General features: G+C 64.3%; 12 protein-coding genes. 3 read left to right on the forward strand and 9 right to left on the reverse strand.

All coding sequences use genetic code 11. From position 1 onward, the window contains the following. Positions 1 to 999 (reverse strand): substrate-binding domain-containing protein, encoded by a 999-nt coding sequence (locus tag QN397_RS06225; RefSeq protein ID WP_323500406.1) that lies wholly within the window; start codon positions 997 to 999, stop codon positions 1 to 3. Between the two features lie 23 nt (positions 1000 to 1022). Then, positions 1023 to 2057, reverse strand: a complete 1035-nt coding sequence (locus tag QN397_RS06230; RefSeq protein WP_323500407.1) for an ABC transporter permease — start codon at positions 2055 to 2057, stop codon at positions 1023 to 1025. Positions 2058 to 2204: 147 nt separating this feature from the next. Here QN397_RS06230 and QN397_RS06235 point away from each other — a divergent pair, with 147 nt between their 5' ends. After that, positions 2205 to 3365: a LacI family DNA-binding transcriptional regulator gene (locus QN397_RS06235; protein ID WP_323500408.1), complete on the forward strand. Its 1161-nt coding sequence runs from the start codon at positions 2205 to 2207 to the stop codon at positions 3363 to 3365. A gap of 1 nt (position 3366) precedes the next feature. Here QN397_RS06235 and QN397_RS06240 read toward each other — a convergent pair whose 3' ends face one another. Genes QN397_RS06240 through speD form a run of 3 tightly spaced genes read right to left on the reverse strand, consistent with a single transcriptional unit; the run spans position 3367 to position 5964 of the window. After that, positions 3367 to 4755: an aminopeptidase P N-terminal domain-containing protein gene (locus QN397_RS06240; protein WP_187053703.1), complete on the reverse strand. Its 1389-nt coding sequence runs from the start codon at positions 4753 to 4755 to the stop codon at positions 3367 to 3369. Positions 4756 to 4810: 55 nt separating this feature from the next. Further along, complete coding sequence (locus tag QN397_RS06245; RefSeq protein ID WP_323500516.1) at positions 4811 to 5524, reverse strand: nucleotidyltransferase family protein; 714 nt, start codon at positions 5522 to 5524, stop codon at positions 4811 to 4813. Positions 5525 to 5574: 50 nt separating this feature from the next. Beyond that, positions 5575 to 5964: an adenosylmethionine decarboxylase gene (gene speD / locus QN397_RS06250; RefSeq protein ID WP_323496721.1), complete on the reverse strand. Its 390-nt coding sequence runs from the start codon at positions 5962 to 5964 to the stop codon at positions 5575 to 5577. 109 nt (positions 5965 to 6073) lie between these two features. Here speD and QN397_RS06255 point away from each other — a divergent pair, with 109 nt between their 5' ends. Both QN397_RS06255 and gap read left to right on the forward strand, forming a co-directional pair. Continuing rightward, positions 6074 to 8209, forward strand: a complete 2136-nt coding sequence (locus QN397_RS06255; RefSeq protein ID WP_323500409.1) for a transketolase — start codon at positions 6074 to 6076, stop codon at positions 8207 to 8209. Between the two features lie 62 nt (positions 8210 to 8271). After that, positions 8272 to 9273, forward strand: a complete 1002-nt coding sequence (gap, locus tag QN397_RS06260) for a type I glyceraldehyde-3-phosphate dehydrogenase (RefSeq protein ID WP_323496718.1) — start codon at positions 8272 to 8274, stop codon at positions 9271 to 9273. A 114-nt stretch (positions 9274 to 9387) separates the two neighbouring features. On the opposite strand, the gene QN397_RS06265 is transcribed toward gap, so the two are convergent. The 4 genes from QN397_RS06265 to QN397_RS06280 form a co-directional block, all read right to left on the reverse strand. Continuing rightward, positions 9388 to 9933 (reverse strand): hypothetical protein, encoded by a 546-nt coding sequence (locus QN397_RS06265; protein ID WP_323500410.1) that lies wholly within the window; start codon positions 9931 to 9933, stop codon positions 9388 to 9390. A gap of 107 nt (positions 9934 to 10040) precedes the next feature. Further along, positions 10041 to 11414: a hypothetical protein gene (locus tag QN397_RS06270; RefSeq protein WP_323500411.1), complete on the reverse strand. Its 1374-nt coding sequence runs from the start codon at positions 11412 to 11414 to the stop codon at positions 10041 to 10043. Positions 11415 to 11444: 30 nt separating this feature from the next. Then, the gene (locus QN397_RS06275) at positions 11445 to 12122 is read right to left on the reverse strand and encodes a nucleotidyltransferase family protein (RefSeq protein ID WP_323500412.1); all 678 of its coding nucleotides are present in this window, start codon (positions 12120 to 12122) and stop codon (positions 11445 to 11447) included. Between the two features lies 1 nt (position 12123). Beyond that, on the reverse strand, positions 12124 to 13017 hold the full coding sequence (locus QN397_RS06280) for an XdhC family protein (protein WP_323500413.1): 894 nt from the start codon (positions 13015 to 13017) through the stop codon (positions 12124 to 12126). Positions 13018 to 13037: the final 20 nt, after the last annotated feature.

A 13037-nucleotide genomic window follows, 5' to 3' on the forward strand; every position in this document is an offset into this window, starting at 1 on the left:
TCAGAACAGGTAGTTCTTGTAAGTCACCTTGTCGGCAATGACCATGGCGTTACCGACAAGGAGCAATCCTGTTCCGGGTCCCTTGGTGACGGAGACTTTTTCGTAGCCTTTCACGCCAAGGTTCATGCCATCGGTCAAGGGCTTCTTGTCAAGCAGCATCTTGGCAACGGTGTTCATCGCGATGCCGGCATCTTTTGGATCCCAGAAGCCAATCGCCGTGATGGCGCCAGAGTCGAGCAATTTGGCAGAGGGGTTGGGCAGACCGGTCCCGACCAGGCAGACCTTGCCTTGCAGACCAGCCTCCTCGATGGCGCGTCCGATGCCCAGGACGTCGTTGCCGGCAGAGCTTTGGAAGCCGCGAATATCGGGATGCTTGCGAAGGATCTCCTTGGCTTTCTCATAGGTCTTGTTGGCGTCGTCGAATGACTCGTTCTTGGCGTCGACCAGTGTCATGCCCGGGTAGTTCTTGGCATTTGCGGCGCCTGCGTCGACCCACTGCAGATGGGTGCGGCTTCCGAGCGATCCGACAAACGATGTCCACTTGCCTTGCTTACCCATGCAGTTGGCGAGCTTCTCGTTCAACGCGGTGCCGTAAGCCGCGTTGTCGAACGCTTCGATGTTGGCGTTGGTGTTCTTCTGGTTGTCGGCTTCGTGAGTGACCACGACGATGCCGCGGTCCATGGCGCGTTTGAGCACGCCTTCGATGACGGCCGGGTCCATCGGCACCACGGCCAGCGCACTGACTTTTTTGGCGACCAGATCGTCGATGATCTTTAGCTGTTGTGCGGCGTCGGCCGTAGCGGGGCCGCTCTGGCTTGCCATGACCGTTGGGTTCGACGAGGCAAATTCCTTGACGCCTACGTCCATCCGGTTGAACCATGGAATCCCGCTGATCTTGACCACGGTCGCGATCACGGGCTTGTCTTGCGCGTTAAGCACGCCGACGGTGGCAACCAATGCCGCTCCGATGACGGAAGCCTTGAAAGAAATGCGTTTCATGCGAGTCTCCAATTTCTAAACCCTCAGGACAGATTCTTCGATGCAGGAGGGGTCTGCATCGAGGAGGTGACAGATCGAATCGGTCGTCTGAAAAGGCTGCCGATGTCGTAGCGGCTGATGGCGAGAAACGCCAGAAGCAGAGCGCCCCAGGCGCAGTCGCGAAAGAAGTTAGACACGTCGGCAAAATTGAGCATGCTCGACAGCAGTTGCAGCGCCGTCGCGGACAGGAAGAGGCAAGTCATCCGGCCATAGCCACCTTCCGGCTTCACGCCCGCCATGACGGTGATCAAAATCGCGATCAGCAGATACGACTGGCCGTAGTCCCACTTCACGTTGACGTTTCTCGAAGCGATCAGCACACCGGCGACCCCGGCAAGCACGCCGCAAAGACCGTAGGTCGTGACGAGCAGGCGGGTCTGTCCGAACCCTGCGTACCGCGCCGCCTTGGGATTCGTGCCCATGAGAAACAAGCGGATGCCAAAGGGACTGAACTTCAGAACCGCGCCGACCGACACCATGACGGCGCAGAAGATGAGAAACGAAATCGGTACCCCGAAAACCAAGCCGTTGCCGATTTCCATCAATGGCCCGGCACTCCCGACCCTGACCGACGGCCCGCCCGACAAGACCACGGCCAGCCCGGTGAACACGAGTTGGGTACCCAGCGTGCACAGAATCGGAGTCAAGCCGATTCGTGCGATCAGAAGTCCGTTGACGATGCCGCCGACCAATCCGACCACGACGGCGACCGCTGCAAAGGCTGCCGTGAACAGCATCGGGGCGTCATCGGCTGAGACCAGCGGCGACACCAACAACGCCGAAGTGACGCCAGCCAGATTGGCCAACGAGATGCCCGACAGATCGATGCCGCCGTTGCCGGAGCTCATTGCCAGCATCACGCCCATTGCGAGCAAGCCGAGCTCGGGCAACTGACCGGCCATCGACTGAAGGTTGTACGGATCGATGAAAGCCCCGCGCGACATGACGGCTCCGGCCAGCAACACAACGAGGTTGATGCCGACGAGGAACAGCAGTTGCGGATCGCGCTTGGCACTCACTTTGCTAAAACCTATTGACGTTTAGTTAATATCCTAGGATGTCGAGCTACGTCAAGAATCGGTAAAAACCCTTGTGGATTACCAATGGAGATGCTCAAACTATCAGTCGACTGAAAACACAGTCAATTGGAAAATTAGTGAGAACAGTTGGTTGATAACGGGGTCGTTCAGCTACTATTTACTAAAATAAAGTTGTGTTCGCGAGAAGTCGCGAACACGGAAAGCACCGATCGCATGACCCCGACCATCAAAGACATTGCCCTGTCTGCCCAGGTTTCACCGGCCACCGTATCGCTCGTCCTGAACGGCAAAGGTGCAATCTCGGACGAGACCCGCGCGAAAGTTTTGGTGGCTGCGGCAGGGCTGAACTACATGCCGAAACCGGCCAAAGCCGCGAAGGCGGGTCACGTCGGCACCTTGCGTTTTTTAAAGATTGCCAAGCACGGCCACACCGTGAACCGCGACCACAACACCTTTATCTCCGACTACATCGATGGCATGTCCCAACACGCGACCGAACGTGGCTTCAAGCTGGAGGTGGTGAGCCATGAGGGCCAGCCGATCAAGGACGTCGTGGCCTCGCTTGCGGGCGCAAACCTAAGTGGCGTCGTGGTGTTGGGCACGGAGTTGACGCAAGGGGATATTCAGCTATTTCAGGCCACAGAGATTCCGCTCGTCGTCATCGACACCTTCTATGACGTGCTCGAGTGCAATTTCGTCAACATGAACAACAAGGACGCGGTCTACAAGATCCTGTCGCACTTCGTGGAGCGTGGGTTCCGGCGAATCGGATTCATTGCAAGCAACGTCAAGACGATCAATTTTCATTTGCGCCGCGAAGCATTCGTGGAGGGCATGAAAGCGTTCGGCCTCAAGTTCAGTCCGCGCGATATCGTCACGGTCGATTCGACCTACGAGGGCGCCTACCAAGACATGTTGCGAAAGCTGCAGGACGGCCTGACGGTTCCGGAGTGCTACTTCTGCACCAACGACATCATTGCGTACGGGTGCATCAAGGCATTGCGCGAGTTCGACATCCGGATTCCCCAAGACCTTTCCCTGATCGGCTTCGACAACCTGCCGATGAGCGCAACCATGGACCCGCCGTTGACGACCATCGACGTGTCCAAGCAAAAGATCGGCTATCTCGCCATCACGCTGCTCGCCGAGCAAACCCGGTCTCAGATGAGCAATCCTGCCGTCAAGATACTGGTCGGCGCCGACCTGATCGTCCGGGGGAGCGTGCTGCTTAAGGCGGTTGATCCCGTAACGGTCGCAGCACGGGTGAAAGCCGCATTGGCGGCCTGACCTAAGCCCGCATCAAAGCCTCGATCTCGTCCCCGTTCACAGGCACGCCGCGCGAGATTAATTCGCAGCCCGTCGCGGTGACGATCGCATCGTCCTCGATGCGGATGCCGATGTTGTGGAAGCGCTCGGGCACGCCTTCGCCCGGCCGCACGTAGATGCCGGGCTCGATGGTCAGCACCATGCCCGGATGCAGGATGCGGCTCGGCCGGTTCTTGATGATTTCGTTCGACAGCGGGTCTTTGCGTTCGCTCACTTCGCCGACCTGCGTGGGTTCGACGTAGCTGCCGCTGTCGTGCACGTCCATGCCGAGCCAGTGGCTGGTGCGGTGCATGTAGAACGGAAAGTAGGCACGCTTTTCGATCACGTCGTCGACGCTGCCGACCTTGTTGGCGTCGAGCAGGCCGACATCAAGCATGCCTTGCGCGAGCACCTTCACTGTCGCCTCGTGCGGGTCGTTGAAGCGGTTGCCGGCTTTGGTTGCAGCCACGGCCGCGTCCTGGCTCGCCAGTACCAGGTCGTACAGCGCGCGCTGCGGGCCGGTGAATTTGCCGTCGGCCGGAAAGGTGCGGGTGATGTCGCTGGCATAGCTGTCGAGTTCGCAGCCGGCGTCGATGAGGACGAGGTCGCCGGCATGCACGGGCGCCACATCGGCGCGGTAGTGCAGCACGCAGGCGTTGGCGCCGGCGGCCACGATCGAGCCGTACGCCGGGTATTGCGAACCGCCGAGGCGGAACTCGTGCAACAGCTCGGCATCGAGGTGGTACTCGCGCACCTCCTTGCCTTCGCGCAACATGCGGGCACTGAGCTGCATCGCGCGGATGTGCGCACGCGCGCTGATCTGCGCGGCGCGGCGCATCACGTCCTGCTCATGCGCATCCTTGACCAGTCGCATTTCGTCGAGCGGGCCGCAGAGATCGCGTTGCTCTTCGGGGCACAGCGCGCCGAATCGCACGCGAGCCCGCACCGACTGCAGCCAGCCGTCGACACGCGTTTCGAGTCCCTTGTGCGTCGCGAACGGATACCAAACCGTCGATTTGTTTTCGAGCAGCCTGGGCAGCTTGGCGTCGAGATCCGTGACCGAAAAAGCCTCATCGATGCCGAGCGCGGACGGCGCGGCGTCGGGGCCGAGGCGAAAGCCGTCCCAGATCTCGCGCTCCAGGTCTTTGGGCGCGCTGAACAGCGTGGCACGACCGTCGCCAGCCAGCAGCAGCCAGGCGTTGGGTTCGGTGAAACCGGTCAAATAATAAAAGTAGCTGTCGTGCCGAAACAGAAAGTCGCTGTCGCGGTTGCGCTGGCGTTCAGGTGCGGTCGGGATGATGGCGATGCCGTCGCGGCCGAGTTGGGCGGCGAGGCGGGCGCGGCGGCCGGCGTAGATCGAGGTGTCTGTCATGGCGTGTCTTTCGTCATCTCGTGTGGTCGTCAGCGGTTCAACTCGGCGGTGCAATTCAGCGGTTCAAAACAGCGAGTCGCTCGGGCGTGCCTACGTCGGTCCAGGGTCCGGTGTAGAGCTCTGCGCTCGCTTGGTCATTGTCCATCGCGGCACGCAGGATCGGGGCCAGCGGGGCTTTGATGCCGGCCGGATTCCCGGCGGGGATGCCGCAGTACGGTGGTGCGAAGAGGGCGGCCCGATAGAGGGCGATGGTAGAGAAGGTGTACGCAGCGTCGGGGGCGATGGCTCGATTCAACGCTCGGCCGTCGGGGGCGATGCCGAAGTCGCCCTTCGGGTTGTGTGCGGGATTCGGCACGAGCCACAGATGCGCGAGCTTCCCGCTGGCGACGAACCGATCGAAGGCCTGCCGGGTGAACGCGAACTCTGGCGCGAAGACGTCGCCCGCGGCCACCCAGAAGACATCGCCGAGAAGCGGCAGCGCACGAACGATGCCGCCGGCCGTTTCGAGCGCGCCGCCGAAGTCGCGGCCCTCGTCGGAGTACGCGATCGATGCCGTGCCGACAGCGTCGAACAACGGCTGCGATCCAAAACAGCGTGCGATCTGCTCACCGAGCCAGTCGGTGTTGACCACCATGTCGCCGAACCCCCCGCGCGTCAGCGCTTCCATTGGCCATTGCATCAGCGGCTTGCCATGCACCGCGAGCAACGGCTTGGGCGTGTGATCGGTCAAGGGCCGCATGCGCTCACCACGGCCGGCTGCCAGGATCATGGCCGCCGCTCTGGGCGCAGCGTTCGCCTTCGGGATATCGGTTTTCGCGTTCACGAGGAAAGGGCCATCACTTCGCCGCGCTGCAGTGCGTGGCGCTCGACATGGCGCGGCGCCATCAAGGTGACCAGCGCGTTCAGCAGCGCGTGCGCCTTGGTCGAATGATCGCCGCCGAAATTGCAGACGTAGACGTCGAGCGTCACGGCGCGTTGCTCGGGCCAGGTATGAAGGCACAAGTGCGATTCGGCCAGGAGCAGTGTGGCGGTCACGCCGCCCGGGCCGTGCTCGGTGGCAGGAAAGGTGTGGAACAGCCGGGCCACGCATTGCAGCCCCGCCGCTTCGACGGCCTCGACGCATGCCGCCCCCAATGCCTCGGCGTCGAGCAGCCAGTGCGCGGTGCACTGGCAATCGTGGAGGTCGGCGGTGAGATGCAAGCCCTGCATGGGCTTGAATGTAGCGCGCCTTGCGGGGTTGCCGACTGCCGCCCAAGCCAAGGCGACGGACGACCTAAAATATCCATTCCCCCAAAACTCTCCCCGAAAGCCCCCCGACATGGCCAACAAAGCCCTGATGGCCAACGCGATTCGCGCGTTGGCAATGGACGCCGTCCAACAAGCCAACTCGGGGCACCCGGGCGCGCCCATGGGCATGGCCGACATGGCGGTCGCGTTGTGGAGCGAGCACCTGCGCTACAACCCGGCCAATCCGCACTGGTTCGACCGCGATCGCTTCGTGCTGTCGAACGGCCACGCGTCGATGATGTTGTATTCGGTGCTGCACCTGACCGGCTACGACCTCCCGATGTCGGAGATCAAGAACTTCCGGCAGCTGCACAGCAAGACGCCCGGTCACCCGGAAATCGACGTCACGCCGGGCGTTGAAACCACCACCGGACCGCTGGGCCAGGGCATTACCAACGCGGTCGGCATGGCGCTGGCTGAAAAGCTGCTCGCGGCCGAGTTCAACCGCAAGGGCCATACCATCGTCGACCATCACACCTACGCCTTCCTGGGCGACGGTTGCATGATGGAAGGCATCAGCCACGAAGCCGCCGGTCTCGCCGGTGCCTGGCGGCTCGGCAAGCTGATCGCGCTGTACGACGACAACGGCATCAGTATCGACGGCCAGGTCAAGCCCTGGTTCATCGACAACACGCGCGAGCGTTTCGAGGCGCATGGCTGGAACGTCATCGGCCCACTCGACGGCAACGACGAGAAGGACGTGTCCAAGGCCATTGCCAAGGCAAAGAAGAACGGCGCTGACGACAACAAGCCCACGCTGATCATCTGCAAGACGATCATCGGCAAGGGCAGCCCGCACCGTCAGGGCACCGCCAAGGCGCATGGTGAGGCGCTCGGCGCCGAAGAGATCGCGCTCACGCGCGAGGCCCTTCACTGGCCCTACCCTGCGTTCGAGATTCCCAAAGAGGTCTACGACGATTGGAACCACAAGGCGGCTGGCGCCGAAGTCGAAGCCGACTGGAACAACCGCTTCGCCGCGTACGCCGCGGCGTTCCCGGCGCTGGCATCGGAGTTCACCCGCCGCATGAAGGGCGAGCTGCCGAAGGACTTCAACCAGACCGCCTTCGACACCGTCGTCGCTGCGCACACCAAGGCCGAGACCGTGGCCAGCCGCAAGGCCAGCCAGCTCGCGCTCGAATCGTTCACAGCGGCGCTACCCGAAATGCTCGGCGGCAGCGCCGACCTGACCGGATCCAACCTCACGAACACGAAGAGCACACCGCCACTGCGCTTCGACCCGAAGACCGGTGCCGTGGTGCTCGGCGCGATTCCGCAGCCCGCCAAGCAGGGTGCCGAAGACGAAGCCAAGCCCGCCAGCTCGGCAGACAGCGTCGTCACCGTTTCGTCCGCCGAGCCGTTGAACATCATCGGTCGCCACATCAACTACGGGGTGCGCGAGTTCGGCATGGCCGCAGTCATGAACGGCGTCACCGCGCACGGCGGCTACATCCCTTACGGCGGCACCTTCCTCACGTTCAGCGACTACAGCCGCAACGCGATTCGCATGGCCGCGCTGATGAAGCGCCGCGTGATCCACGTCTTCACGCATGACTCCATCGGTCTCGGCGAAGACGGCCCGACGCACCAGTCGATCGAACACGCATGGTCGCTGCGCCTGATCCCCAACCTCGACGTCTGGCGTCCGGGCGACACGGCCGAAACCGCGGTCGCATGGGCCGTTGCGCTGCAGAACGCCACGCGCCCGACGGCCCTGTTGCTGAGCCGCCAGAACATCGCCTACGCACCCAAGACCGACCTCGGCGACATCAGCCGCGGTGCTTACGTGGTGTCCGAGCCGGAAGCGGTCGGCATGAAGAACAAGAAGACCGCCGCGGTCATCATCGCGACCGGCTCCGAAGTGCAACTCGCGCTGGCCGCACAGAAACTGCTCGCTGCAAAGAAGATCGCAGTGCGCGTCGTGTCGATGCCTTCGACCACCACCTTCGACCGCCAGGACGTCGCTTACAAGAAGGACGTGCTGCCGAAGAAGCTGCCGCGCATCGCCGTCGAAATGGGCGTGACCGCCGGCTGGTGGAAGTACGGGTGCGCGGCCGTGGTCGGCATCGACACCTTCGGCGAATCGGCGCCTGCGCCCGAGCTTTTCAAGTACTTCGGCTTCACGGCGGAGAACGTTGCAGCCACGGTAGAGGCGGTTCTCAAGCGCTGAGCCTGGCGCAGTCGAGAACCAAAGAACACAGTCGTTTTTTCAACCTTCAGGAGCAAGTCAACATGGCTATCAAACTCGGCATCAACGGCTTCGGCCGCATCGGTCGCAACGTGCTGCGCGCAGCGGTGCAGAATTTCAGAAACGAGATCGAGATCGTCGCCATCAACGACTTGCTCGAGCCCGACTATCTGGCCTACATGCTGCAGTACGACTCGGTGCACGGCCGGTTCCAGGGCGAGATCGCGGTCGACGGCAACACGCTGATCGTCAACGGCAAGAAGATTCGCCTGACGCAAGAACGCGACCCGGCCAACCTGAAGTGGAGCGACGTCGGCGCCGACATCGTGCTCGAATCGACTGGCCTGTTCCTCACCAAGGAAACGTGTCAGAAGCACATCGACGCGGGTGCCAAGAAGGTCATCATGTCGGCGCCCTGCAAGGACGACACGCCGATGTTCGTCTATGGCGTCAACGACAAGAAGTACGCCGGCGAAGCCATCATCAGCAACGCCAGCTGCACCACCAACGCACTGGCCCCGCTGGCCAAGGTGCTGAACGACAAGTGGGGCATCAAGCGCGGCCTGATGACCACGGTGCACGCCACCACCGCGACGCAGAAGACGGTCGACGGCCCAAGCAACAAGGATTGGCGCGGCGGCCGCGGCATTCTGGAGAACATCATTCCTTCGAGCACTGGCGCGGCCAAGGCGGTGGGCGTGGTGATTCCCGAGCTCAACAAGAAGCTGACGGGCATGAGCTTTCGCGTGCCGACCTCCGACGTGTCGGTGGTCGACTTGACGGTCGAGCTAATCAAGGAAGCGACCTACAAGGAAATCTGCGCCGAGATGAAGGCACAGAGCGAAGGCGCCCTGAAAGGCGTGCTGGGCTACACCGAAGACAAGGTCGTCGCGACCGACTTCCGCGGTGACCCTCGCACCTCGATCTTCGACGCCGACGCCGGCCTGGCGCTCGACAGCACCTTCGTCAAGCTGGTGAGCTGGTACGACAACGAATGGGGCTATTCGAACAAGTGCCTGGAGATGGTCAAGGTCGTCTCCAAGTAAAAACACGCGCGACCCGGCGATCGCGAAAGCGAAACCGCTTCTCGCAAGCCAGCGCACCCTTCGGGGTCTGCTGGCTTTTTTTGCGCCCGGCTCGCCCGCTCGGTTCAGCTCAGCTCAGTTGGGGGTGTTGCGCCGCGCTTCATCATGCTGCCGTTGCAGGCGCGCGACCTGGCATTGCGGGTGGCTGGCAAAGACCGGATCGGCACACACGTTGTTGACGCAGATGGCACGCGAGAAGAAGTTCAGCTCCGCGCACTGCGCTGTCGGGTCGCGCCCCGAAACCCGCGCCGTCGATGGCGCTGAAGTGCGCGCAGCCGTCGTCTTCTCGGGCGGTGTCGAAGCCACCCAGGGCGTGTCCGGCGCTGCCCGCTCCGGCGGTCTGGACAACAGCGCGATCGCGGCGTCGGCTGCGGCAAGCGCTGCGGCGTCGCGTTCGCTGCGCTGGCTCGGCACGGCGGGAGGTGAGGCAGACAGCTTTGCTGTCTCCTTTGCACCGCCACCGCCACCGACACCGCTCGCCGTGGCCGCCTGGGCCGTACCAACCGACGCGCCGGCGCGAATGCGCGCCGCTGCCGACTGCCCGAGATACCACATAAGCCCTATGGCGAGCACCAGCGCCAGCACGAGCCCACTCGCCAGCGAAAAGCCTATCGGTGTCACACGGATCTTCGATTTGCGATGGGTCGAAAGCGCCGATTCGGCGGGCGGTCGTTGTGAGACACGCCCGCGATTCGAGCCGTTGGCACCGGTCTGCGCCAGCCGACCGCTCAAGCTCGCAGGCGCTGTCGCGCGGCCGGGCACCGCGTAGAAAGCTGGCAGCTTTCCACTGCAGCCGCGGCAGTACTGGGCCGCGTCCCGATTGGACGTTCCACACGTTTCGCAATCCACAGCCATCCGGAAATTCCTCGCCGCGCGTACCGTACGCCTGACGATTGTCTTCGGTAGCCGTCCATGCTGCGTCGGATCTTCGCTACAAAAGTACTCAGCATGGACCGACCGCTGCACGCCGCCAAACCGATGGCCGAGACAGCGGCCAGCGCAATTTGCGCAGCAGCCAGCGCATCAAAGCCGGCGATCGAAACCGCCCCGCCGAGCCCTAGCACGACCAGGGCGTCGACTCCGGTACCTGCGAGCCTGCGTTGCCCCGGTGAGAGGCGGCGCAAACGATGCTCGCCGCCGGCTTCGGTGCGGGCGACCCACGCCACGCTCCATGCGCCGCCATGCGCCAGCGCCAGCCACCACCCCGCGGCTGCGCCCGGTGCGAGTGCCCAAGCGGTCCCGCCAAGCACCAGCAGCCCGGCACAGCAGGCGGGCGCTCTGGCGGCGACCGGCACGTGACCCCACTTCAAGAGTACGGCCGGACCGAACATGGCGGCAAGGTGCAGACCCAGCACGACCTCGGGCGACACACCGGTGCCGCGACACCAGCCGACCATCAGCGGCAGGCTGCACATCATCGGCAGCATGACGAGCGACGCCGCCTTCACCGGCCAGCGCGGTGATGGACCGGAGGCACCGGGCGCCCACACCGGCCGGGAGCCATCGAGCAGTGCGATGCGGCCTTTGCCCGACGCGACGGCGCCACGTGGCATGAGCGCGGCGAGGAGCAGCGCAGCGATCAGCGCGCCGTTCGCCAGACGGGCGCCCATGGCGTTCACAGCCGTCGGATCACCGATGCACCAGAGTGCCAGCGCCGCGCCCACCGCTCCTGCCACGACGGGCGACGCCCGCCGCGACCTGCCCGGCCCGCGGCAGGCTCGGACCGTGGCCGACGCCAATGCAAAGAGCAGGGCCCAGCTCATCGCTGCAGCGATGACGACGCCCATGCCTCCCCCCCGCAATGCGACGTGGAGCGCTGACGCTGCGGACAGCGCGGCGGCGAGCAGCAGCACAACGGCCAGCCATCGTTGCGGCGGAAATCGGCGCAGCGCTTCAGTGAACAAGCCGATCGACAGCAGCCATACCGCGAGCACTGCGAAGGCCTGCAGAGGCCCAGACGTCAGCGTCTGCGCCACGGTTCCGAGGCCGATCCAGCCCGTCAGCAAAATGGTCCAGGCGAGTGCTCGGGCCGTGTGCAGACGTGCTGTCGCCCCATCGACGCGCGCGAAGGTGGAGGCGGGAGCCGTCATCGTGCGTTGCATGGCGTGTGCCGGCGCGAATCCAGCGAGGTGTCAGTCGGTCGTCGCCAGCGCCGCCGGCCAGCGCAGACCGTGCCCGGTGCGCTCGACGAAGCGCGCGATGTCTTCCGGCGTGTCGATGTCGACGCGGTAGCGCTGGTTGTCGGTGTCGAACCAGAGCACGCGCTCGGGGTTGGCGTCGCGCCAGCGACGGCATGCGGCATCGACGTCTCCGGCCAGCCATTGTTCTCGCAGCTCGGCCTCGAAGATCACCGGGTTGCCGGGCTCGCCCGCTACGCGCGGCACCACCATCGACGCGTCGCCGCGTTTCTTGAAGGCGCCGATCAGCGCGGTGATGTCCTGTGCATTGATCATCGGCTGGTCCGCCAGCGCGACGATCACCGCGTCGAGCTTGCCGGCCAATGCCTGCAGGCCGATGCGCACCGACGATGCCTGGCCGTCATCGGGAGACGGGTTGTACGCCAGCGTCACCGGGAAGTCGCGCACCGCTGCTTCGATCGCGTCGGCATGGTGGCCGAGCACGACGACCACCTCGTCGACGCCGGCGCCCGACAGCGCGATCAGTTGCCGCCGGATCAGCGGCACGCCGCCCAGTTCGAGCAACGACTTGGGTCGCCTGCCGAGCCGGCTGCCCGAGCCGGCCGCCAGCAGCACCGCGCCGACCACCACGCGCGAATAGAGCCCGCCACCGCCTTTGAGGATGCAGCCCATGTCAGCCTCCTCCGCAGCAGGAGGCCTTGGCCGGCACTGCGCCCGGTGCAACGGCCGCAACCGTCGGAACCGCAGCGGAAAGCACTTCCACCGCTGCTCGTGCGGCGCCCCGCCGGTTCGACACCACTGCGGCCAGTACCGACAGTGCGATCTCTTCAGCCGTCGAAGCCGATATCGGATAACCGGCCGGCGCGACGATGGCGGCCACCGCCTCGGCATCGGCTCCCGCGGTGATCAGCGAGTCTTTCAGCACCTGTGCCTTGCGCGCACTCGCGACAAACGACACCTGCCGGGCATTCAGCGAAAGCGCCAGGCCCAGCGCCTGCAAATCGCGCCGCCCCTGCGTCGCGATCACGACCCACGCATCCGCACCGACTTGCGGTGCCACCGTGGCGGCGTCGTCACGATCGATCACGCGGTATGCATCCGGATAGTCGGCCACCTTCGCGCCTTGCGCCACCAGCGTCACCGCGAAGCCGACACGCGGCGCAAGCTGCACCAGGCTGGCAGCGACCGGCGAGCTGCCGATGACGACCATTTCGGCGCGCGGCAACAGCGGGTCGACGAACAGCTCCAGCGTGCCGCCCGAGTGGCACGCCATGCCGAACTCGAGCACGTCGCCGAGGTCGCGTTCGTGGCCTTCTTCGGCCGGCGCGATGCGGATCATGCGGGCGCGGCCGTCCTGCAAGGCTTGCCGCACGGTGCGGATGACGGCCGGTTGCGCACAGCCGCCGCCGACCCATCCGTGCATCTCGCCATCGGCGGTGACGATGGCCTTGTCGCCGACGTGCGCCGATGCCGGCGCCAGGGCCTTGACCACGCTGACCAGCGCGCAGGGTGTGCCGGTCTGCCGCATCCGGCGCGCTGCTTCGAAGACGGTGTCTGCATTGCTCATGTCGAATTCCTCGGTTGTCT

The sequence above is a fragment of the Variovorax sp. RTB1 genome (assembly GCF_035018765.1).
GTDB lineage: Bacteria > Pseudomonadota > Gammaproteobacteria > Burkholderiales > Burkholderiaceae_C > Variovorax.

Coding starts and splice junctions, on each gene's coding strand:
- QN397_RS06225 (WP_323500406.1), bottom strand. CDS start 999: ATGAAACGCATTTCTTTCAAGGCTTCCGTCATCGGAGCGGCATTGGTT.
- QN397_RS06240 (WP_187053703.1), bottom strand. CDS start 4,755: ATGACAGACACCTCGATCTACGCCGGCCGCCGCGCCCGCCTCGCCGCC.
- QN397_RS06245 (WP_323500516.1), bottom strand. CDS start 5,524: ATGATCCTGGCAGCCGGCCGTGGTGAGCGCATGCGGCCCTTGACCGAT.
- speD (WP_323496721.1), bottom strand. CDS start 5,964: ATGCAGGGCTTGCATCTCACCGCCGACCTCCACGATTGCCAGTGCACC.
- QN397_RS06255 (WP_323500409.1), top strand. CDS start 6,074: ATGGCCAACAAAGCCCTGATGGCCAACGCGATTCGCGCGTTGGCAATG.
- gap (WP_323496718.1), top strand. CDS start 8,272: ATGGCTATCAAACTCGGCATCAACGGCTTCGGCCGCATCGGTCGCAAC.
- QN397_RS06270 (WP_323500411.1), bottom strand. CDS start 11,414: ATGCAACGCACGATGACGGCTCCCGCCTCCACCTTCGCGCGCGTCGAT.
- QN397_RS06275 (WP_323500412.1), bottom strand. CDS start 12,122: ATGGGCTGCATCCTCAAAGGCGGTGGCGGGCTCTATTCGCGCGTGGTG.
- QN397_RS06280 (WP_323500413.1), bottom strand. CDS start 13,017: ATGAGCAATGCAGACACCGTCTTCGAAGCAGCGCGCCGGATGCGGCAG.